Origin of the sequence: Erwinia persicina, from assembly GCF_019844095.1 — a bacterium.
Taxonomy (GTDB): Bacteria; Pseudomonadota; Gammaproteobacteria; order Enterobacterales; family Enterobacteriaceae; genus Erwinia; species Erwinia persicina.
Genome location: NZ_CP082141.1, coordinates 422,198 through 444,729, shown reverse-complemented (window position 1 = coordinate 444,729; position 22,532 = coordinate 422,198). Strand labels below are relative to the sequence as shown.

Below are 22,532 nucleotides of genomic sequence, written 5' to 3'. Positions count from 1 at the left end.
CGATAGATTTCAGGGTGCAGGGCGGTAGCAGCCAGCGCTTTTCCCGGCGCTTACAGAGGTAAGTGACCGGGGGATAAAGAGCAGCCAACACACCCGCAGCGTGAAAAGTGAAGGATAGTGACAGCCTGAGGCAATATAGCGGCTACGTCAAACTCACTTGCCGCCAACATCGCGTGGTTTGCGCAGCACTTCATCAATTTTCGGTTTATCTATTGGGCCGCTGATATGGTATCGCAACACAGAGATTTTACTCCACAGCGGCCCGAGTACCTTGCTGGCGGCAAACACTGCGGCACCAATCACCGGATTCACCGCAAAGGCCGTAGCCACGCCGACAGTGGCCGAAATTTCCGGGGCCACCACGGCTTCCATATCAATCTGCCGCTGCACCAGATCCACCTTACCTTTCATGGCAATATCAGCTTCGAGCCCGTCCACCAGCAGGTTATCGGTGTGCATCACACCGTTTTCAATCCACGCCGTACCGTTAACAGAATCGAAGTAGAAGCCCTGACTGAAGGTGTCGCTGAAATCAAGGCGCAGCTTACGCAACAGCGAGTCGAAGCTGACCAGGCGCAGCAGCTGTCCGGCCCGCCCGGTTGAAACATCGGCTATCTGCCCGGCACCCAGATGTGATTTTAATACGCCGCTCAGCGAGGCTTCCGAGGGCTGCCAGGGGGCAGACTGCCAGTGCAGGTCATACTCAAATTTAAACGGCGAATCACGCAGCGGTGAGCTGACGCCGAACCAGTTTGTTGCATCATTGATTTTTTTGCCGCTCAATACGCCTTTCAGTGACGTGCGCTGCTCGCCAGGTTTATTTACCCATTCGCCATTAACGGTCAGCTGTGCATTACCGCTGTCAATCAGCCCGTTCTCCAGCTTGAGCGTATCACCGGACGGCGTCAGCGCTCCCTTGATACGGCCAAATTTCTGCCCACGCAACCAGCACTCCTCACAGTTCAGCCGTAGCGCAGGCCAGTGGCTGAAGTTTACTGCCGTGGCATCGGTCGGCAGCGGTGAAGATGTCCCCTGACTCTCCCACTGCGGGTTGTAGTAAAGGTATTTCAGATTAGCCAGCCACGGGCCTTTCTGTGTCGTCACCAGAGAGCCGCGAATGGACTTGCCCTCTGCATTGACGGTCATCTCGCCGGCGACGCTCTGAGTCAGTGTGGCGGTCAGATCATCCCACTGCTGGCCGGCCAGCGTCAGTGCCGGAGTATGCACGCGGATGTTGCCCGGTAGCATCGTGGTACCGGTTTTTCCACCGCCCCCGATGCCGCTTCCCGCCCCCATCAGGCCAAGCCAGGCCTCACCGTCGAGCGCAGGCAGATTCAGAACCATCCCGCGGCTGTCTGGCAGCGCCGGGGTCTGTTTCGCATCATTTTCCCAGATACCCCGGTCAACCTTAAGCTGTTTGTCCAGTAGCCAGCGGCTGTTAAACCGGTGACGATCGCCAACTGAACCACTCACCTCAACGCTGTCCAGATTACCTTTCGCTACCACCTTAACCGGAAGCGCATTACCGCCCTTTTTATCGAGCGGTGAGGGTAAGTGACTGCTCACATTTTTCAGATCGCCATCGATATTAATCTGGTAACGGGCTCCCCCCGTATGCGGTAATGTCACCAGCACATTGCTCTGCCACGGCAGATGGCCGCCCAGCTTTTTACGCACCGCCTCCGGGACAGCGGTCATGGTGCCAGGCTGCCAGTCGGCTTTGAGATCCACACCGATTTGGTACTCTTTTTCACCTTCACGGGTGTTAAAACTGACGCCGACAGGCTGGCCAAACCAGCGCGCGGTCATGGCATCGCTTTTCAGGTCGCCGTTATCGTAGGTAAAGTGCCCGGTCAGCGCGTCAAATTGGGTATCCAGCGGCTTAATCAGCAGCGAGTTATGTGCGAAATTGACATCGCCCGTCGCCCGGACATCCTTGCCATCCAGCGGTATATCAAGATGTAAGCGCCCACTAACATCGCCGCCGATTTGCAGTTCATCAAGCGCCGAACCTAACGAAGCTTTCAGCGGAGACTGATTAAAATAGTCGCGTATCTGCGGCCCACCGCCGCTGATCTCGCCGTCAATAATCAGTTTCTCCTTCAGATAGTCAGGGATCACGGCCGAAATGTTGTGACCGTTAACCTCGCCCAGCTTGATGTCCGCCGCGCGCATCCACAGGCCGTTATTCGCGAAGTCGAGGTCAATGTCCAGGTTTTCCAGCGCAGGCCAGCCGGGTTCGAACTCATAGGTTGCCTGACGCAGCGGCACGGCGACTTCAAACATGCCGTCATTATGTTTAAACGGGAACTGCTGCGGATTACCGGCAAAAAGCAGCGTCGCATTCTGTACCTGTCCGCCTTTCAGCGCCCCGCTGAGGTAGTCCGTTAGCGACGTTCCCATCAGGGGCTCCGGGAAATAGCGCCAGGCATCACCGGCATGAGTCAGGTTAATGCCGGCGAGAATATCAAGCTGGGGCGGCTGATCTTTCGCCTGCTGGTAACGGAAATCGCCCCGCGCCCACAGTGAACGAGCCTGAACGTCAAGCTGCTGGCCGGACAGGGTCAGCCCCTGTTCTCCGTACTGCCAACTGAGTGCGCCCGAAGCCTGGGCTATCTCCAGCGGTGCACGGAACATATCGCCATAGGGTAGCGTCGCCTGATGCAGTGTGAACGACATTCGTCCGTCAGCCACTCCCCCCGCCAGTGTCCCGTTGAAGTGCTCCATGCCGGGAACAATCTTCCACTGCTGCCAGCTCATATCCCGCCATTGTGCCTGAAAACGCGTCCGTTCCGGCTGCTGAAGCGGCACGTCCAGCGCCAGCGCGTCGAGCCGTCCGCGCGGCTGGAGAGAGCGCCAGTTTTCCAGCAGTTGAGGGGAGAGTTTGGCAAACAGTGGGATCAGAGGTTCAAGGCGCTCAAGATCAAGATCGGTCGCCCTGACGCGCACTTCCTGACGATGGTCAGGGCCAGGCAGTTGCGGATTTTCCGGCAGCCACAGCAGAGAGAACTGACCGTGTGGCCAGGGTTTGCCGTCGGTAATAAACCGCGTTTGCGGGACGGTAATATTCCAGCCGCCGTTATAACGGCTGACGTGTGCGGTGAGGTTATCCACGCTGAGGTGGTGTGGCTGCCTGTCACCCAGCCAGTTAGCTCCCCCCTTCTTCAGCCAGATATCCCCGCCGTGTACATCGCCGTTTTCAACACTCATCCAGGCCGCAAGGCTGAAGCGCGCGCTTTCCAGACTGGTATTATCCCGCATCCACTGCCCCAGCCAGGGCTTTACATCGACATCATCGGCCTGCATCCAGACCCGTCCCGTGCTGAGGTAACCGTTTTTATCGCTGAGATCCAGCCGCAGTTGCACCACGCCATGCTGGCCGGTAAAACTGGACAGGCTGACCAGCCCTTCCGCACGGTGCCGGGTCTCTTCGTTCAGCCAGGAGAGCTGGGGAATGGCCAGCGTGGCACGCTGACCGGAAAGAGTGACAAAACTGATCTGGCTGTCGCGGAGGTCAAAATGGTCAAACTGACGCAGGAAGAGGTCGTTCAGCCGTTCAGTTTGAAAATCTGACTGCTGCTGATTGCCGCCCGTTAACGGTGTATTGGTGACCAGGTTAAGCTGCCAGAAGGTCAGGTCGCGGAACTGCCAGCGCAAATGCAGCAGAGACTGCCAGACATCCAGTGCCAGTGTCACGCGCTGTATTTTCAGCCCACCGCCGTCGGGGAAGTCAGCCTGGATGTTTTTTATTTCCAGGCGCGGACCGAAGTTCTCCCACTGACCTTCCAGGGAACTGGCCTGTATCTTCAGGCCAGCAGCCGCTGAAACCTGCTCAAGAATGGGCGTACGCCAGCTATTCATGTGCGGCATCAGCAGACGTAAGCCACTAACCAATAGCGCAGTCACTACAACCAGTGTTGCGCCTGTTAGTAGCAAAATTCTGGGCAATTGCCTCACATACCTCTCCTTGTCTTCCGTCACAACGGATGCTCAGTCACTAAAAATCGGTTGGTTGTCCCGCAAGCAACTCCCGACAAGGCAGTTCAAGCCATACGATGCAGTTTACCCCAGCTTATGGCGTTTTATTAGCGTATAACCGGGATAGGCAAGCTGAATTTACATCATGACCACGTCAAATTGCTCCTGGGTATAAAGCGGCTCAATTTGTACCTTAACCTGTTTACCGACAAAGAGTTCCACTTCAGCCAGCGCATGAGACTCATCGCTTTTAAGCGCTTCCCCCACGGACGGAGAGGCATAAACCAGGAAACGATCGGAATCATAGGCATGATGGACGCGAACAATTTCACGCATAATTTCAAAGCACACCGTTTCCACCGTCTTCAGAGTGCCACGCCCCTTGCAGACCGGGCAGTCCTGGCAGAGAACATGCTCAATACTTTCACGTGTCCGTTTACGCGTCATCTCGACCAGCCCCAGCTGCGAGAAGCCGTTAACCCCGGTTTTTACCCGATCCTTGCTTAACGCCTGATCCAGGGAATGCAGCACGCGCCTGCGGTGCTCATCGTTATTCATATCAATGAAATCAATGATAATGATACCGCCGAGATTGCGCAGTCGCAGCTGGCGGGCAATCGCCTGTGTCGCTTCAATATTAGTATTGAAGATAGTTTCTTCAAGATTACGGTGGCCGACGAAAGCACCGGTATTGATATCAATGGTTGTCATGGCCTCGGTCTGATCGATAATCAGATACCCACCAGATTTCAGTTCAACTTTTCGGTCAAGGGAACGCTGGATCTCATTTTCCACATCAAACAGGTCGAAAATAGGCTGCTTTCCTGTGTACAGCTCCAGCTTCGCGGTCATCTCTGGAATATATTCACCGGTGAACTCCACCAGATGCTCAAAGGTCTGACGTGAGTCAATGCGAATCCGGTCCAGTGCGGCACCGGCAAAGTCGCGCAGGATGCGTTGCGACAGGGCGACTTCACCATACAGGCGACAGCGGGTCTGATTGCGTTTCTTGCGCTCAATGACTTTCGTCCACAGGCGCTTCAGGAAAGCGGCATCAGATGCCAGTTCTTCTTCACCCACACCTTCTGCTGCCGTGCGGATAATATAGCCGCCCAGCTCATCGCAGTAGCCCGCCACCACCGCTTTCAGGCGATCGCGCTCGGCTTCGCTCTCAATGCGCTGTGATACGCCCACGTGTGACGCACCCGGCATAAAGACCAGATAGCGCGACGGTAAGGTAATATCCGTCGTCAGCCGCGCACCTTTGGTGCCAAGTGGATCTTTCACAACCTGTACCATCAGATCCTGACCCTGACGCACCAGTTCGGAGATATCACGCACAATAAAGTTTTTCTTTTCGTCACGCGCGACACATTCGGTATGCGGCATGATGTCAGAAGCGTGCAGAAACGCCGCTTTTTCCAGACCAATGTCCACAAACGCAGCCTGCATTCCGGGCAGCACACGGCTGACGCGGCCTTTGTAGATATTACCGACGATGCCGCGGCGCGCCTCACGCTCGATATGAATTTCCTGCAGAATGCCACCGTCGATGTAAGCCACTCGGGTTTCTGACGGCGTAATATTTACCAGTAGTTCAGCTGTCATCTTGACCTCTCACTTCACGCAGCGACTGGAAGTGGCTAAACAGTTCGGCTGTTTCCACCAGAGGCAGTCCTACAACCGCGTGATAGCTTCCGTTAATTTTTCTGACAAAGTTGCCGCCCAGCCCCTGAATACCATAAGCGCCGGCTTTATCCATCGGTTCACCGCTGGCGATATAATCCGCAATGTCTTTCGGGGTTAATGTGCGGAAGGTCACCTCAGTGATGACAAGACATTCAAGCGTCTGCTGACGGTCAGCAAGGGCAACGGCCGTCATCACCTCATGGGTCTGGCCGGAGAGCATAGTCAGCATGGCGGACGCCGACTCAACATCAGTGGGTTTTTCCAGCACACGATTATTGAGCACCACAATCGTATCTGCCCCCAGTACCGGGAGATCGATTTCCGCCACAGCGACACCAGCCTGGGCCTTATCCCGCGCCAGACGGCGAACATACTGCTCTGCCGTTTCGCCAGGCAGACGCTCTTCTTCGACCTCGTTAGCGAGGCGCTCGAAAGACAGACCCAGTTGCGTCAGCAGTTCGCGACGTCGTGGAGACCCGGAAGCCAGATACAGGGATAGCATAATTGTCCTTTATTGTACGGCGAACTGGCGGCGAATTTTTCTCATCAGTAAGAACAGCCAGGGCCAGAGAATACCGTCGACGACGCTACTCCAGAATATTTCCGGGCGGAAGGAGACGTTAATCACCAGGAACTCAGACCAGAACACAATGACATCCATTGCCAGGGACAGCACCATCACCATCAGAGCCTGCTGCCACAACGCCAGATTACGAAAGAGCTGGAATTTGAATGCCACCAGATAGGCAACAATGCTGAAAGCCAGGGCACGAACGCCAAGCGTCGAACCCGAAATAAGATCCATTATAGATCCCATCACAAATCCGCTCCCGACGTTTACCCGGTGCGGTAGCGCCAGCACCCAGTAAATCAGAATCAGCAGCAGCCATGACGGACGGTACATCAATAACTCTTCCGGCCAGGGCATAATTTGCAGTACGAGTGCGACCAGGAAAGAAAGCCAAATCACCCACCGCCCGTGGCTGCGGTAACTACTCAAGGCTGGCCTCCATGCGTGGTGCGCTGCCGGACAGGTGCAACGCCCGTTTCCGGAGCCGTTGCCCCGGCAGCCGGAGAGGAGGATGTCGCAGGAGGTGCAGGAGGCCCCACAACTTCACTGGCACGCGGTAACACCTGCGGCATCATCTGCATCAGGCGTTCGTTAGCGACACGATGGACTTCGTTCGGGGCCATCGGCATGGAGCCATTGCGATCCGCCCCCCACAGCAGCAGCAGATAGCGCAGGCGCTGAAGACCGGCAGTAGGACGGGCCTGAATCACGGTGTAAGCACGCTGGGTATCCACCTTCACAGAGGAGACAACCGCAACAGGATATCCTTCCGGGAAACGTCCCCCCAGGCCGGAGGTCACCAGCACATCGCCAACGCGAATATCAGTATTGCCCGGCAGATGTTCAAGCTGCAGATCTTCGGTACATCCGTTGCCGGCAGCAATCACGCGGATATCATTACGCAATACCTGGATCGGCAGGGCATGGGAGGCATCGCAGATCAGCAGCACACGGCTGGTGATTTTCCCCACCGCCACGACCTGACCCACCACGCCTTTATCACTGATTACCGGCTGGCCTTCGTAAACACCGTTTACGCTGCCTTTATCGATTACCACCTGGTCGGTATAGGGATCGGTGCCCGTAGAGATCACCTGAGTCACCATTTTTTGCTCGTCCTGACGCAGAGGTGAACCCAGCAGCTCGCGCAGGCGGGCATTCTCTTGCTTGAACTGACCCAGCATCAGCAGCTCGCTGTTTTTCAGCATCAGCTCACGGTGTAAGGCTTTGTTTTCCAGTTCAATCTGCTGGCGGGAGGCCAATGTTTCAGAAACATTGTCCAGAATTTTACGCGGCCCGTTGGCCAAAAAATAGAATGGACTGACTGCGGTGTCCATATAGGTGCGGATCTGGGAGAAAGCCCCCATTCGACTGTCGGCAACAATTACGCCTATTGCCACTATAACCGCTAAAAATAAGCGTAACTGCAGGGAAGGCCCCCTGCTGAACATCGGCTTCATAAACTCGGCGTTTTCCTCGACAACATGAAAAAGGAGTGCGGACAGCGCCCCGGCACTCCTTCGGGCAAATTATTCTTCGCTGAACAAATCGCCGCCGTGCATGTCAATCATTTCCAACGCTTTACCACCGCCACGCGCAACACAGGTCAGTGGATCTTCTGCAACGACGACAGGAATACCGGTCTCTTCCATTAGCAGACGATCAAGGTTACGCAGCAATGCGCCCCCGCCCGTCAACACCATGCCGCGCTCTGAGATATCAGACGCCAGCTCTGGCGGGCACTGCTCCAGTGCGACCATAACCGCGCTCACGATGCCGGTTAACGGCTCCTGCAGCGCTTCCAGTATTTCGTTGGAATTCAGTGTAAAGCCACGGGGCACCCCTTCAGCCAGGTTACGACCACGCACTTCGATCTCGCGGACTTCATCACCCGGATAAGCGGAACCAATTTCGTGCTTAATACGCTCTGCGGTGGCTTCACCAATCAGAGAGCCGTAGTTACGGCGCACATAATTAATGATGGCTTCATCGAAGCGGTCACCGCCGATACGGACAGAAGAGGAATACACCACGCCATTCAGCGAGATCACCGCCACTTCCGTGGTACCGCCACCGATATCCACGACCATGGAACCCGTCGCTTCAGAAACAGGCAGACCAGCGCCGATTGCAGCAGCCATTGGCTCTTCAATCAGAAACACTTCGCGCGCACCGGCACCCTGTGCGGATTCACGGATGGCACGACGTTCAACCTGGGTCGCCCCCACGGGCACACACACCAGCACGCGCGGACTTGGGCGCATAAAGCTGTTGCTGTGAACCTGCTTGATAAAGTGCTGCAGCATTTTTTCGGTAACAAAGAAGTCGGCGATAACACCGTCTTTCATTGGGCGAATAGCTGCGATATTGCCGGGTGTACGACCCAGCATCTGTTTTGCGTCATGACCGACTGCCGCTACGCTCTTTGGGGAGCCGGCACGATCCTGACGGATAGCAACGACGGAAGGCTCGTTCAGCACAATGCCCTGCCCTTTCACGTAAATCAGGGTATTGGCTGTACCCAGGTCGATGGACAAGTCGTTGGAAAACATGCCACGGAATTTTTTAAACATACTAAAGGATAATCCTGCAAGCTGGGGGCGGAAAATAAAATCCGCTTACTTTACCAACCACACGAAGCAGCGACAAGGCGCAAAAACGTTCTGCTCCGGTGAAAAATCATGCTATCTCGCGCCAGCGTCACAACCCTGTCGACACATTACGCTACAGAGGCCGTTACTCAGGCATTCTCTGCGGGATTTGGACAATCTGGCGGACATAACATACATAAACATTAACAGTTCAGTTTCGCCTCGGCCGGCGAGAAAGCCGTTTCGAACCACTATCGCCCGGCTATTCTACGTGAAAACCTGGCTGACGTGAGACTAAACTCGATATCTTTGCGAATATTTTTTCACGCTGCTGTCAACAGGCTGAGAGGAAGCAAAAAAGTCGCCCTGCCCCCCCGTCACCCCCAGCTCCACCAGCGTTTGCCACTCTTCGCGCGAGCGAACCCCGGCGGCAAAAATCTGTGCCGACGTCTGCTTACTACTTTCCAGCAAACTCTGCACAAACAGCTGATTCTCAGTACGCCGGTGAATATTCCGCACCAGACCCGGATGCAGCTTAATCTGCCGCACCTGGAACTGTTTGATATACGCCGTACTGACCACTGTCAGCCCCGCCTGGTTGACCACTACGCTACAGCCAAAACCATAGAGTAATCGGAACACAGGCTCTAAACGACTGATGTGTTGACACACATCCGCTTCTGCAAGTTCAAATAAAATACGTTTTCTTTGTGATTTAGTGCATTGCAGCAAATTATCGCGCAGCCAGTTCAGGAATGAACGCTGCAAGAGTGAGTCGAGCGTAAGAGGGATGGCAAGGGTTTCTTCGGGCCACAGCGTGATCAACGTCAGGATACGTTTCACCATCTGTCGGTCATAACGTTCGGCCAGCCCCAACTGCAATATCATAGGCAGGTACTCCGCTGAAAGCAGTTCTTTCTCCCCATCGAAGATGCGTGGCATCATTTCGCGGTGACAGACCTCTCCCTGAGCGTTTACCGCCGGCTTTTGATACAGCCTTGGCCCACCACGATTCAGGGTATTTTCCAGTAAGGTTCGCCATTTAACGCTGCCGCGCGCAAAGTCCTGCTGCGCGCCCTCTCCCACCGACCAGTTATTCCCCCCCTGCAATGAAGCCTGACGCGTTGCAAGTTCGGCATTTTCCATCACCTGCTGGGTGGTCTGGCCGCTGTGCCAGCCGCTGATGCCGATATGGATCATATCGTCGCGATCGACCATGCGCGTGGAGGGCAGCGTATCGACTGCTTTGATCAACTGTGAAGCGATGCTGTCGGCATCTTTGACACTACGATGTGGCAACAATACCGCGAAGTCACTGCGAAAATAGCGCGCGAGCAGTGCGCCGGGATAGCGCAGTACAAACGTCGATAACAAATTGACCAGCGCAAACAGGTATTCCTGTACCTGAGCATGCCCCCAGCGCTCACGGAGGGTATCGAAGTCCGGCAGCCGGATAATCATCACCATACCGTGAGTCCCCACTGCTTCAGGATCCTCCAGCAATGTCGTGAGCTGGTTGTCAAAGAATAATCGATTATTCAACCCGGTTCGGGCGTCCTGTGCTGCAAAGGAACGAATCAACGTATCAATGCGATTGTGCTGTTCCCCGGCCTCTTTTAAATCAGCCAGCAACAAATCGATCGCGCTGCTGGCTTTCGATGGCCACTCATGTACCGACCCCGGCCTGACGCTATGGCGTTCCCCCTTAATGATGGCCCCCGCACGTTCCTCCAGACGTTCCATGCCCTCCAGCTGTCGTTTAAGCCAGCGGCGGGCCTGAAAGAGCAGCATCGTCATAATCACGACTACACCCAGCATCAATGAAAGACTGGTCGTTCCAATTAAGGAAAAAAACCAGGTGCGGGTTGAATCGACCCACTCAATACGAAGTGACATCTCCGGATGCCGCGAGAGGGGGATATGCATTTCGCGGTAGCGATTAGGTTCATCGTCCAGCAGCGGCTGCTGCTGGTGGGTGACCTGAATAAGACGTTTACCGCCCTGCTCCATCACAATATTTTCGATTTGCAGGGGATTCATCACATGGCTGAGCCACTGCTCAATCTGTTGGGGTGACTGAGTCTGTAACATGCTGTCAACATCGTCAGCCATCCGCTGGATCCGATATTCTGCCCTCTGATTGCTGAGGTAAAAGAAACTGAGTACGCTGCCCACCAGCATCAGTAACATCGCCAGCGAACACAGCAGGGTAATAATCGCAGAAAGCTTAGTGGTTAATCGCATCCTTGTGCCCATTTAGCTACGGTTGTCGGGACATCATTAACAGCGAACCGCAACCGTATTGTTAATGACCAGATAACAGCCTGTGCAGGTAAGCACCGGCGGAGAAAAATACCACACCCCACCTTACGATTGCTTGCCCGGTGTCAGATAAAAGCAGATTTTGAGGAGTATAGTCCCGTTAAGTCCTATTTTAATTAATGACACCACTATTTCAGGAGATTCTCATGCAGGCACTGGTTCTGGAACAGTCAGAAGGTAAAACCATCGCAGCCGTAAAGATGTTAAGTGCTGACAGCCTCCCCCCAGGCGAGGTGACCGTCGATATAGACTGGTCGGGCATCAACTATAAAGATGCGCTGGCGATCACAGGTAAAGGAAAAATTATCCGCCAGTTCCCGATGGTGCCAGGCATCGACTTCGCCGGTAACGTTCATACCAGTAGCGATCCCCGTTTCCACAGTGGTCAGCAGGTGCTGTTAACCGGTTGGGGCGTAGGTGAAAATCATTGGGGTGGGCTGGCCGAACAGGCGCGGGTTAATGCTGACTGGCTGGTCCCCATGCCGGAAGGCATGGACGGGCGCAAGGCGATGATTATCGGCACGGCCGGTTTTACCGCCATGCTGTGTGTCATGGCGCTGGAAGAAGGCGGTATTACACCCGATAGCGGTGAGGTGCTGGTGACCGGTGCCAGCGGTGGCGTGGGGAGCACCGCCGTGGCGCTGCTCAGTACGTTGGGTTATCACGTGGTCGCCGTCAGCGGGCGTGAGTCAACCCATGATTATCTGTATCAGCTCGGCGCGCAGGCGGTGCTGCCGCGCAGTACGTTTACTGCGGAATCCCGGCCGCTGGAAAAGCAGCGCTGGGCCGGAGCCGTGGATACCGTGGGCGATCGGGTGCTGGCGAGCGTGCTGGCACAGATGAATTACGGCGGGGTGGTAGCGGCGTGCGGCCTGGCTGGTGGCTTTGCCCTGCCCACCAGCGTAATGCCGTTTATCCTGCGCAACGTTCGTCTGCAGGGCGTGGATTCGGTGATGACACCGGCACCGCGCCGTCGTGACGCCTGGAAGCGGCTGGTAAAAGTCCTGCCCCCCTCTTTTTATCAACAGGCAACGACAGAGGTTCCCCTGAAAGAGGCCGTCACCGCCGCCGAAAAACTGCTGAATAACCAGAGCACCGGGCGCACGCTGGTGCGTATCCGCTGATTCTGGCGTTCCCCTGCCTGACGGCAGGGGAACGCGTCCAGGAAATTTCACATTTTCCAGCCGGGATTAGCGTAATGTCCGGCTCTGCGCCATGCTCAACATTATTACCCCACCATGTGCAAGGGTCGCCGATGAAAACCGTTAATAAACTGACTGAAAATGATGTCACGCCGGAAAGCATTTTTAATACCCGCCGCAGGACGCTGCTTAAGACCCTTGGCCTGAGCGCTGCGGCCCTTTCATTACCCACCGCTGCCCGCGCGGATGTGCTGTCATGGTTTAAAGGGAACGATCGTCCGCCGGCCCCGGCGGGCAAGCCACTCGACTTCAGTAAGCCGCCGCAATATCAGTCCGACCTTGCCCTGACACCGGAAGATAAAGTGAGCGGCTATAACAATTTCTACGAATTCGGACTGGATAAAGCCGATCCGGCCGCCAATGCCGGCACGCTGAAAACGACCGACTGGAAAATAGAGATTGGCGGTGAAGTGGGAAAACCCATGACACTGGATATGGACGATATTTTTAAGCGTTTCCCTCAGGAACAGCGCATCTATCGTATGCGCTGCGTAGAAGCGTGGTCGATGGTCGTCCCGTGGATTGGCTTTGAGCTGGGCAAGTTACTTAAGGCGGCTGAACCCACCAGCAATGCTCGCTACGTGGCCTTCCAGACCCTGTATGCCCCGGACCAGATGCCCGGCCAGCAGGATCGCTTTATCGGCGGTGGCCTGGATTACCCTTATGTTGAAGGACTGCGACTGGATGAAGCAATGCACCCGTTGACGCTCCTAACCACCGGCGTTTACGGTAAAGCGCTGCCTCCGCAAAACGGCGCGCCGATCCGCCTGACCGTTCCCTGGAAATACGGTTTTAAAGGCATCAAATCGATTGTCAAAATCACTCTCGTTAAAGATATGCCGCCCACGACCTGGAATCAGCTCGCCGGTAATGAATACGGTTTCTTTGCCAATGTAAATCCTCATGTTGACCATCCGCGCTGGTCGCAGGCAACGGAACGTTTTATCGGCTCAGGCGGTATTCTGGATGTCAAACGCCAGCCTACCCTGCTGTTTAATGGCTATGCTGACCAGGTTGCTTCTCTCTACCGTGGGCTCGATCTGCGGGAGAACTTCTGAGATGGTACGTCTGTCGCTGAAACAGATAACGGGCTTAAAAGTGCTGCTGCATCTGGCGGGTTTTTTGCCGCTGCTGTGGCTACTGTTGTCGATCGATCAGGGCTGGTTCAGCACTGACCCGGCAAAAGATATCCAGCATTTTACCGGCAGAATGGCGCTGAAATTTTTACTGGCCTCGCTGGCGGTCACGCCGCTGGCGCGCTACGGAAAACAACCGCTTTTGATCCGCGTACGTCGTCTGCTGGGCTTATGGTGTTTCGCCTGGGCCACACTGCACCTGGTGAGTTACTCCCTGCTGGAACTGGGGATCAGCAACCTTGGCCTGCTGGGATCTGAGCTGATTTCACGTCCTTACCTGACGCTGGGCATTATTTGCTGGGTGATCCTGCTCCTGCTGGCCGCCACCTCCTTCCAGCGCGCACAGCGTAAACTGGGAAAAAAATGGCAGACATTGCACAATGCCGTCTATCTGGTGGCCATACTGGCACCGGTTCATTATCTCTGGTCAGTCAAAACCCTCTCGCCCCAGCCGTGGATTTATGCGTTAATTGCTGCGATCCTGCTGGCATGGCGTTACAAAAAACTGCGCAAATGGCTGCCTGGCCGCAGCGGATAACTGTGTCCTGCCCCGCATCTTCAGCAATCAACCGCGCCTTTTTTTACCGGCGTGGTTGATCATCTTCGCTGATACGACCAGTATTTAGCTGCTAATTGCGTTGATATCATTATAATGCCCGACTTCATACGGTTGCTTTCGTCAAATTTCATCTGAAAAGGTGACAAATCGGCGATTGCGATGTATTTTGTGCGATGCCTTTATTATCGCGGGAGATAGCAGCAAGATGACTGATAAGTTGCACGTACTGCTTTTGAACGGCCCCAATCTCAATATGCTGGGAACCCGTGAGCCTGAAAAGTACGGTCACACCACGCTGGCAGATCTCGTCAGCGATTTGACCGCGCAGGCGAATGCGCTGAACGTCACTTTGAGCCATCTCCAGTCAAATGCGGAATATGCGCTCATCGATCGCATACATGAGGCAAAAGGCAATGTCGATTATATCGTCATTAACCCGGCGGCATTTACCCATACCAGCGTGGCACTGCGTGACGCGCTGCTGGCAGTGAACATCCCGTTTATCGAGGTTCACCTGTCAAACGTTCATGCCCGTGAGCCCTTTCGCCATCATTCGTATCTTTCTGATATTTCTTCCGGCGTGATCTGTGGACTTGGCGTCGACGGTTATTCCTGGGCTTTACAGACGGCAGTTAAACGCCTGTCACCATCTAATTAAACAGAGTACGGAACCACACTCATGGATATTCGTAAGATTAAAAAACTGATCGAACTGGTTGAAGAATCAGGCATCGCTGAACTGGAAATCTCTGAAGGCGAAGAGTCTGTGCGCATCAGCCGTGCACCGGTTAACGTCGGTTACCCGATGATGCAGCAGGCCTATGCGGCACCAATGATGCAGCAGCAGCCAGCACTGGCTAACGCTGTCGCTCCGGCGACCGCTCCGGCAATGGAAGCGCCTGCCGCTGCTGAGATCAGTGGCCATATCGTACGTTCCCCAATGGTTGGTACTTTCTACCGTACCCCAAGCCCGGATGCGAAAGCCTTCGTGGAAGTGGGTCAGAAAGTTAACGCCGGTGATACCCTGTGCATCGTTGAAGCGATGAAAATGATGAACCAGATCGAAGCCGATAAATCCGGCATTGTGAAAGCGATTCTGGTCGAAAGCGGTCAACCTGTTGAGTTTGACGAGCCGCTGGTAGTCATCGAATAACGAGGCGAGCCATGCTTGATAAAATTGTAATTGCTAACCGTGGTGAAATCGCGCTGCGTATTCTCCGCGCCTGTAAAGAACTGGGCATCAAAACGGTTGCCGTGCACTCCACGGCTGACCGTGACCTGAAACACGTGTTGCTGGCAGATGAAACTGTGTGTATTGGTCCGCCACCCTCAGTGAAAAGCTACCTGAATATCCCGGCGCTAATTTCAGCCGCTGAGATCACCGGGTCCGTTGCGATTCACCCTGGCTACGGTTTCCTGTCTGAAAATGCTGACTTTGCCGAGCAGGTAGAACGCTCTGGCTTTATCTTTATCGGACCGAAAGCCGACACCATTCGCCTGATGGGCGATAAAGTGTCCGCGATTACCGCCATGAAGAAAGCCGGTGTTCCGACCGTACCGGGCTCTGACGGTCCGTTAACCGAAGATATGGATAAAAACCGTGCCTTCGCAAAACGTATCGGCTACCCGGTGATCATCAAAGCCTCCGGCGGCGGCGGTGGTCGTGGTATGCGTGTCGTACGCGGCGACAAAGATCTGGAACAGTCCATCAACATGACGAAAGCGGAAGCCAAAGCGGCTTTCAACAACGACATGGTGTACATGGAAAAATACCTGGAAAACCCACGCCATATCGAAATTCAGATTTTGGCTGACGGTCAGGGCAACGCTATCTATCTGGCAGAACGTGACTGCTCAATGCAGCGCCGCCACCAGAAAGTGGTGGAAGAAGCACCTGCACCGGGTATTACCGAAGAGATGCGTCGCTACATTGGCGAACGCTGCTCGAAAGCCTGTATTGATATTGGCTATCGTGGCGCTGGTACCTTCGAGTTCCTGTATGAGAACGGTGAGTTCTATTTCATTGAAATGAACACCCGTATCCAGGTTGAACATCCGGTGACCGAGATGATTACCGGCGTTGACCTGATCAAAGAGCAGCTGCGCATTGCAGCTGGCCAGCCATTGTCAATCAAGCAGGAAGAAGTGATCATTCGCGGTCATGCGGTGGAATGCCGAATCAACGCTGAAGATGCTAACACCTTCCTGCCAAGCCCTGGCAAAATCACCCGATTCCATGCACCGGGTGGATTTGGCGTGCGCTGGGAGTCTCATATCTACGCCGGCTATAGCGTACCGCCGTACTATGACTCAATGATTGGCAAGCTGATTACCTTTGGTGAAAACCGCGATGTGGCAATTTCACGCATGAAAAATGCGCTGGCGGAGCTGATCATCGACGGGATTAAAACCAATATCGAACTGCAGATGAAAATCATGTCAGACGAGAACTTCCAGCACGGTGGCACCAATATCCACTATCTGGAGAAAAAACTCGGCCTGCAAGAGAAGTAATTACGCCGCTGTTCAGTGGGCCTGTACCACGGGCCCACTCTTCTTCGCCCCCTTTCTGCAACTTTTGCAAGATATCGCTGGGCAAATGCGCATCCTGTCGTAAAATTCCCTTCTTTTTATCTGTCCTTGCCGTAACCCTGAGGGAGAAACGGATGGAAAAACGCTTTCTGCAAGCGCACCGTGAAGCACGCTGGGCCTTCTGGCTGGCGGTGGCTTATCTTGCCTGCTGGGCACTGGCGGGCGGGCTGCCTGATGACAAACCCGGTATTACCGGCCTCCCACACTGGTTCGAAATGGCCTGTCTGCTGATACCTGGGGTGTTTATTTTTCTTTGCTGGCTGATGGTTCGCTTCATCTTCCGCGATATCTCTCTGGAGGACGACGGTGAAGCTTGACATTATTTTGCCTCTGATTGGCTACCTGCTGCTGGTTGCCGGACTCTCCGTTTATGCCATGCGTCAGCGCCGTGAGGGCAGCTTTCTGAGCGAGTACTTCCTCGGCAGCCGGTCAATGGGCGGCTTTGTGCTGGCGATGACGCTGACCACTACTTACATCAGCGCCAGCTCGTTTATCGGCGGCCCCGGGGCAGCCTATAAATATGGGCTGGGCTGGGTGCTGCTGTCGATGGTGCAGGTGCCTGCCGTCTGGTTGTCGCTGGGCATCCTCGGCAAGAAGTTCGCTATCCTGGCCAGACGCTATAACGCCGTCACCCTTAACGATATGTTGTATGCGCGCTATCGCAGCCCCCTGCTTGTGTGGCTGGCCAGCATCAGTCTGCTGGTGGCCTTTATCGGGGCCATGACCGTGCAGTTTATCGGTGGTGCTCGTCTGCTGGAAACGGCTGCCGGCATTCCTTACGACACCGGGCTGCTGATCTTTGGTATCTCTATTGCGCTGTATACGGCATTTGGCGGCTTCCGTGCCAGCGTGCTGAACGATGCCATGCAGGGGATGGTGATGCTGGCCGGCACGTTCCTGCTGCTGTTCGCCGTCATCCATGCGGCGGGCGGAATGCATAACGCGGTTGAAACCCTGCAACACATCGATCCTCAGCTGGTCTCTGCCTCCGGCGTGGATGATATTCTCACCCCCACATTCCTGGCCTCGTTCTCCGTGCTGGTGTGCTTTGGCGTCATCGGTCTGCCGCACACGGCGGTCCGCTGCATTTCCTATAAGGACAGCAAGGCCGTACATCGGGCGATCCTGCTGGGGACGGTGGTGGTGGCAGTTCTGATGTTTGGTATGCACCTTGCGGGTGCTCTTGGGCGGGCGGTGATCCCGGACTTAGCGATCCCGGACCAGGTGATCCCGAGGCTGATGATCCATGTTCTGCCACCCCTGGCCGCGGGGATCTTTCTTGCGGCACCGATGGCGGCTATCATGTCCACCATTAACGCCCAGCTGCTACAATCGTCGGCAACGATCGTTAAAGATCTCTATCTGCGTATGCGCCCGCATCAGCTGGATAATGAACCGCTGCTCAAGCGCCTCTCCTCACTGGTCACGCTGATTCTGGGCCTGCTGCTGCTACTGGCTGCCTGGAATCCGCCGGAGATGATTATCTGGCTGAATCTGCTGGCCTTTGGTGGTCTGGAAGCCGTGTTCCTCTGGCCGCTGGTACTGGGGCTTTACTGGGAGAAAGCCAATGCGGCGGGCGCGCTGAGCAGCATGATCACGGGCGCAGCCTGTTATACCCTGCTGGCCAGTCTGTCGCTGCAGCTCTGGGGTTTCCACCCGATCGTACCGGCGCTGCTTCTCAGCCTGCTGGCCTTTGTTATTGGCAATCGTTTTGGCCATTCTGACCCTGAAACAACGACTGCCTCCACCCTGATTGATGGAAGAGATTGAAAATGCCCTGGATACAAATGAAGTTAAATACCACCGGTGCACAGGCTGAAGAGCTGGGCGACGCACTGATTGAAAACGGCGCGGTGTCGGTGACCTTCCAGGATACCCACGACAACCCGGTATTTGAACCACTGCCGGGCGAAACCCGTCTGTGGGGAGACACTGACGTGATTGGGCTGTTTGATGCCGAAACCGAGATGCCGGAGGTGATTGCCGGCCTGGAGCAGCATCCACTGTTAGGCGTCGGTTTCCATCATAAAATCGAGCAGATTGAAGATAAAGACTGGGAGCGCGAATGGATGGATAACTTCCATCCGATGCGCTTTGGCCAGCGCCTGTGGATCTGCCCAAGCTGGCGTGACGTTCCCGACCCTGCCGCTGTCAACGTGATGCTGGATCCCGGCCTGGCGTTTGGTACCGGCACTCACCCGACGACCTCGCTGTGTCTGACCTGGCTGGATGGACTCGATCTGACGGGTAAAACCGTAATCGACTTCGGCTGTGGTTCCGGCATCCTCGCGATTGCCGCGCTGAAGCTCGGTGCGGCTGCCGCTATCGGTATTGATATCGATCCGCAGGCGATTCAGGCCAGTCGTGACAATGCACAGCGCAACGGCGTGTCCGAGCGTTTGTCGCTCTATCTGCCACACGAACAGCCCGAAAATCTCAGTGCCGATGTTGTGGTGGCCAATATCCTTGCCGGCCCGCTGCGTGAACTGGCGCCGCTGATTAGCGTCTTGCCTAAACATGGCGGCCATCTCGGCCTGTCCGGGGTGCTTGCCAGCCAGGCAGAGAGTGTGTGTGAAGCGTATGCTGACACCTTCACGCTGGATCCGGTGGCGGAAAAAGAAGAGTGGTGTCGCATCACCGGAGTTCGTCGTTAAAATAAACCGCTGATGCAGCCCAGATGAGCTGCATCAGCCCGTTCATTACGTCATATGTCCCGAATTACCGGCAAACTGACGTGATTTATGTTGCCAACTGGGTCACAAAAAAAGAAAAATCTTTGTACAGAAATTCGTCATATTTTTTTAATCTATTGTTTTATATCACTATAAAATTAATGCCTGTGACGCGCACGGTGATTCCTTGATCGGCATCAGCGGATTGTTCAAAGTTTGGCCTTTCATCTTCCTGAAAAAATGCGTAATATACGCCGCCTTGCGGACACACTATGGTCACTTTTTTTTCATGCGCATAGGAAATCACCAGCTTCGTAATCGTTTGATTGCAGCCCCGATGGCCGGGATAACAGACAGGCCATTCAGGACCCTTTGCTATGCAATGGGCGCTGGTATGACTGTTTCCGAGATGATGTCGTCAAACCCTGAAGTCTGGGGCAGCGACAAGTCGCGGTTGCGTATGGTACACAGTGACGAACCTGGTATTCGTACCGTGCAAATTGCGGGTTGTGACCCGGAAGAGATGGCGGCAGCCGCACGCATCAATGCAGTATCGGGTGCGCAGGTAATCGACATCAATATGGGTTGTCCCGCTAAAAAAGTGAATCGCAAGATGGCAGGCTCCGCGCTGCTGCAACATCCTGAACTGGTGAGGTCTATCCTCCTGGCGGTGGTGAATGCAGTCGACGTACCGGTCACCTTAAAGATTCGCACTGGCTGGGACAGCGACAACCGCAACTGTGTAGAGATTGCCCAATTGGCTGAGCGTTGTGGTATTCAGGCCCTGACAATTCACGGACGCACTCGCGCGTGTTTGTTCAACGGCGAAGCTGAGTACGACAGCATTCGGACAGTTAAGCAGAACGTATCCATTCCGGTTATCGCGAATGGAGACATTACTGACCCGCACAAAGCCAGAGCCGTACTTGACTATACGGGGGCTGATGCCCTGATGATAGGACGGGCGGCTCAGGGAAGACCGTGGATCTTCCGGGAAATCCAGCACTATCTGGACACTGGGGAGCTGCTTGCGCCGATGCCACTGGCTGAAGTAAAGCGCTTGCTCATCGGGCACTTACGGGAACTGCACGACTTTTATGGTCACCGCAAAGGATATCGTATTGCCCGAAAGCACGTCTCCTGGTATCTGCAGGAGCACGCCCCAAACGACCAGTTTCGGCGCACATTCAACGCCATAGAGGATGCCAGCGAACAGCTGGAGGCGTTGGAGGCATACTTCGAAAATCTTGCGTAATTAGAAATAAAGAGCTGACAGAACTATGTTCGAACAACGCGTAAATTCTGACGTACTGACCGTATCTACCGTAAACTCACAGGATCAAGTGACCCAAAAGCCACTTCGTGATTCGGTCAAACAGGCACTGAAGAACTATTTTGCTCAACTGAATGGTCAGGATGTAAATGATCTGTATGAGCTGGTACTGGCTGAAGTAGAACAGCCTCTGTTGGACATGGTGATGCAATACACCCGTGGCAACCAGACCCGTGCAGCCCTGATGATGGGCATCAACCGCGGTACACTGCGTAAGAAACTGAAAAAATACGGCATGAACTAATAGCCTCTGGCTATCATGTTGTATCTAAAGCGCTTATCCCTATGGTTTAAGCGCTTTTTTATTGATAACGTATCGCAACGGCGATGCGATGAGTCCCATAGCCAGATAGCAGGAGGCGCAGGCACCGCCTGATAGGAAACTTCCCATCTATCTTTCGCTGTGTAACGGGTAATCTGTGTACCTTTACATAAGATGAAGGTCCTCAGTTGACACTCCTCACCAATTTGACCAACGTGCGCAATCCACTGGAATGTAAATTCTGGTCAAGAGAGGAATGTGAGTAAACCTTAGTCCTGAACGGGTGTCTGATTGAGTGTATCGCAGCTGACTGTCCTCACTCTGCGTTACAGGTCCCGCCCTTAATGTCTGAATGAGTAATTATGAAGCAGCCACAAAAATTCCAGAGGAGCTTTTTACGTCCGCGCTACTGGCTTACCTGGTTTGGTGTCAGCGTGCTATTTCTGCTGGTGCAACTCCCTTATCCCGTATTAAACAAACTGGGCACCTGGATGGGCCGTACGTCCATGCGCTTTATGAAGCGTCGTGTCTCCATTGCCCGCCGTAACCTTGAACTCTGTTTTCCCGATATGGATGAACAACAGCTTGAACGTTGTATTGTCGGCAATTTTGAATCTCTTGGCATGGGCTTGCTGGAAACCGGTATGGCATGGTTTTGGTCCGATCGCCGGGTGAAACGCTGGTTTACCGTTAACGGTCTGAATAACTTGAAAGCCGCCCAGGCGGATGGCCGGGGAGCACTGATTATCGGCGTACACTTTATGTCGCTGGAGTTAGGTGGACGTGCGATGGGCCTTTGCCAGCCAATGATGGCAATGTACCGCCCGCATAATAATAAATTGATGGAGTGGGTGCAGACCAAAGGCCGTATGCGTTCGAACAAAGCGATGATCAATCGCCGCGATCTGCGTGGTATGGTACAGGCACTGAAGCAGGGTGAAGCAGTATGGTTTGCACCGGACCAGGACTACGGTCCGAAAGGCAGCGTATTTGCACCGCTGTTTGCCGTACCCGACGCCGCTACTACCAGCGGCACCTGGATGCTGGCACGTATGGCCAAGCCTGCGCTGATCACCGTCGTGCTGATCCGCAAGGAAGATGGCAGCGGTTATGAACTGGTGATCCAGCCCGAGTTAAAGGACTATCCAATCGAAAGTGAGCAGGAAGCGGCCGAGTATATGAACCGGGTTATTGAACGCGAGATTATGCGCGCTCCCTCTCAGTATATGTGGCTACACCGACGCTTCAAAACCCGTCCTGTCGGCGCCAGCTCCCTGTACTAATACTGCCTTAAGAAACCACTTATTCTGATCCTTCCCCGCCCAGCGCCTGATGGCGCTGGCCTTCGCAACAAAATTTACACTCAAACAACAAATCTGCAACCATCCTCACATTGTTTTCATATAGTGAAACTAAATGCACTATTTGTGACCATCCTGGCTATTTTCGCCCCATCCTGGTGCGCCATATTAATACTACTTGTAATAAACCTCCCATTATCAGTAACGCTTTTCAACATATTCAGCGCTCTGCAACTCTGGCATTACCTTTGCAAAGCAGTGAATGGCCTCCGGCCGCAGACAGGAAAAGTGCACCAGAGCGTGCGCTACACATAACAATATAAA

Annotated in this window: 19 protein-coding genes; 12 read left to right on the top strand and 7 right to left on the bottom strand. The window is 54.5% G+C overall.

Translation table 11 applies throughout. The features are described 5' to 3' along the window. Positions 1 to 153 precede the first annotated feature (153 nt). The 7 genes from yhdP to csrD form a co-directional block, all read right to left on the bottom strand. On the bottom strand, positions 154 to 3,957 hold the full coding sequence (yhdP, locus tag K6L24_RS02050) for an AsmA2 domain-containing protein YhdP (RefSeq protein ID WP_062744509.1): 3,804 nt from the start codon (positions 3,955 to 3,957) through the stop codon (positions 154 to 156). 159 nt (positions 3,958 to 4,116) lie between these two features. Next, positions 4,117 to 5,586, bottom strand: coding sequence for a ribonuclease G (gene rng / locus K6L24_RS02045; protein WP_062744510.1), 1,470 nt, complete (start codon positions 5,584 to 5,586; stop codon positions 4,117 to 4,119). Next, the gene (locus K6L24_RS02040) at positions 5,576 to 6,169 is read right to left on the bottom strand and encodes a Maf family protein (RefSeq protein WP_062744511.1); all 594 of its coding nucleotides are present in this window, start codon (positions 6,167 to 6,169) and stop codon (positions 5,576 to 5,578) included. Before K6L24_RS02040 ends, rng begins: the two co-directional genes overlap by 11 nt. A 9-nt stretch (positions 6,170 to 6,178) precedes the next feature. After that, the gene (mreD, locus tag K6L24_RS02035) at positions 6,179 to 6,667 is read right to left on the bottom strand and encodes a rod shape-determining protein MreD (protein ID WP_062744512.1); all 489 of its coding nucleotides are present in this window, start codon (positions 6,665 to 6,667) and stop codon (positions 6,179 to 6,181) included. Continuing rightward, a complete protein-coding gene (gene mreC / locus K6L24_RS02030; RefSeq protein WP_062744513.1) occupies positions 6,664 to 7,698 on the bottom strand; it encodes a rod shape-determining protein MreC in 1,035 nt (344 codons plus the stop codon). Before mreC ends, mreD begins: the two co-directional genes overlap by 4 nt. A gap of 69 nt (positions 7,699 to 7,767) precedes the next feature. Further along, positions 7,768 to 8,811 (bottom strand): rod shape-determining protein MreB, encoded by a 1,044-nt coding sequence (gene mreB / locus K6L24_RS02025; RefSeq protein ID WP_003855260.1) that lies wholly within the window; start codon positions 8,809 to 8,811, stop codon positions 7,768 to 7,770. 312 nt (positions 8,812 to 9,123) lie between these two features. Continuing rightward, on the bottom strand, positions 9,124 to 11,073 hold the full coding sequence (csrD, locus tag K6L24_RS02020; RefSeq protein ID WP_222681894.1) for an RNase E specificity factor CsrD: 1,950 nt from the start codon (positions 11,071 to 11,073) through the stop codon (positions 9,124 to 9,126). A 224-nt stretch (positions 11,074 to 11,297) separates the two neighbouring features. On the opposite strand from csrD, the gene acuI reads away from it, so the two are divergent. The 12 genes from acuI (at position 11,298) to lpxP (ending at position 22,190) form a co-directional block, all read left to right on the top strand. Then, positions 11,298 to 12,275: an acrylyl-CoA reductase (NADPH) gene (gene acuI, locus K6L24_RS02015; RefSeq protein WP_222681893.1), complete on the top strand. Its 978-nt coding sequence runs from the start codon at positions 11,298 to 11,300 to the stop codon at positions 12,273 to 12,275. A 131-nt stretch (positions 12,276 to 12,406) separates the two neighbouring features. Then, positions 12,407 to 13,411, top strand: a complete 1,005-nt coding sequence (msrP, locus tag K6L24_RS02010; RefSeq protein WP_062744516.1) for a protein-methionine-sulfoxide reductase catalytic subunit MsrP — start codon at positions 12,407 to 12,409, stop codon at positions 13,409 to 13,411. A 1-nt stretch (position 13,412) separates the two neighbouring features. Then, entirely contained in the window at positions 13,413 to 14,027 is a 615-nt protein-coding gene (gene msrQ, locus K6L24_RS02005) for a protein-methionine-sulfoxide reductase heme-binding subunit MsrQ (RefSeq protein WP_062744517.1), read from the top strand. 226 nt (positions 14,028 to 14,253) lie between these two features. Next, positions 14,254 to 14,706: a type II 3-dehydroquinate dehydratase gene (gene aroQ, locus K6L24_RS02000; protein ID WP_062744544.1), complete on the top strand. Its 453-nt coding sequence runs from the start codon at positions 14,254 to 14,256 to the stop codon at positions 14,704 to 14,706. A 21-nt stretch (positions 14,707 to 14,727) separates the two neighbouring features. Then, positions 14,728 to 15,201, top strand: a complete 474-nt coding sequence (gene accB, locus K6L24_RS01995; RefSeq protein WP_062744518.1) for an acetyl-CoA carboxylase biotin carboxyl carrier protein — start codon at positions 14,728 to 14,730, stop codon at positions 15,199 to 15,201. 11 nt (positions 15,202 to 15,212) lie between these two features. Continuing rightward, positions 15,213 to 16,562, top strand: a complete 1,350-nt coding sequence (gene accC, locus K6L24_RS01990) for an acetyl-CoA carboxylase biotin carboxylase subunit (protein WP_062744519.1) — start codon at positions 15,213 to 15,215, stop codon at positions 16,560 to 16,562. Positions 16,563 to 16,714: 152 nt separating this feature from the next. Next, a complete protein-coding gene (locus K6L24_RS01985) occupies positions 16,715 to 16,957 on the top strand; it encodes a YhdT family protein (RefSeq protein ID WP_062744520.1) in 243 nt (80 codons plus the stop codon). Continuing rightward, a complete protein-coding gene (gene panF, locus K6L24_RS01980; protein WP_222681892.1) occupies positions 16,947 to 18,410 on the top strand; it encodes a sodium/pantothenate symporter in 1,464 nt (487 codons plus the stop codon). The genes K6L24_RS01985 and panF overlap by 11 nt, the downstream gene beginning before the upstream one ends. A gap of 2 nt (positions 18,411 to 18,412) precedes the next feature. Further along, positions 18,413 to 19,294 carry a 50S ribosomal protein L11 methyltransferase gene (gene prmA, locus K6L24_RS01975; protein ID WP_062744522.1) on the top strand — a complete coding sequence of 294 codons (882 nt, stop codon included), beginning with the start codon at positions 18,413 to 18,415 and terminating at the stop codon, positions 19,292 to 19,294. A gap of 307 nt (positions 19,295 to 19,601) precedes the next feature. Further along, complete coding sequence (gene dusB / locus K6L24_RS01970; RefSeq protein WP_118665387.1) at positions 19,602 to 20,567, top strand: tRNA dihydrouridine synthase DusB; 966 nt, start codon at positions 19,602 to 19,604, stop codon at positions 20,565 to 20,567. A gap of 25 nt (positions 20,568 to 20,592) precedes the next feature. Beyond that, positions 20,593 to 20,889, top strand: coding sequence for a DNA-binding transcriptional regulator Fis (fis, locus tag K6L24_RS01965; protein ID WP_000462905.1), 297 nt, complete (start codon positions 20,593 to 20,595; stop codon positions 20,887 to 20,889). A 380-nt stretch (positions 20,890 to 21,269) separates the two neighbouring features. Beyond that, positions 21,270 to 22,190 carry a kdo(2)-lipid IV(A) palmitoleoyltransferase gene (lpxP, locus tag K6L24_RS01960; protein ID WP_062744524.1) on the top strand — a complete coding sequence of 307 codons (921 nt, stop codon included), beginning with the start codon at positions 21,270 to 21,272 and terminating at the stop codon, positions 22,188 to 22,190. The last annotated feature ends 342 nt before the right edge of the window (positions 22,191 to 22,532 follow it).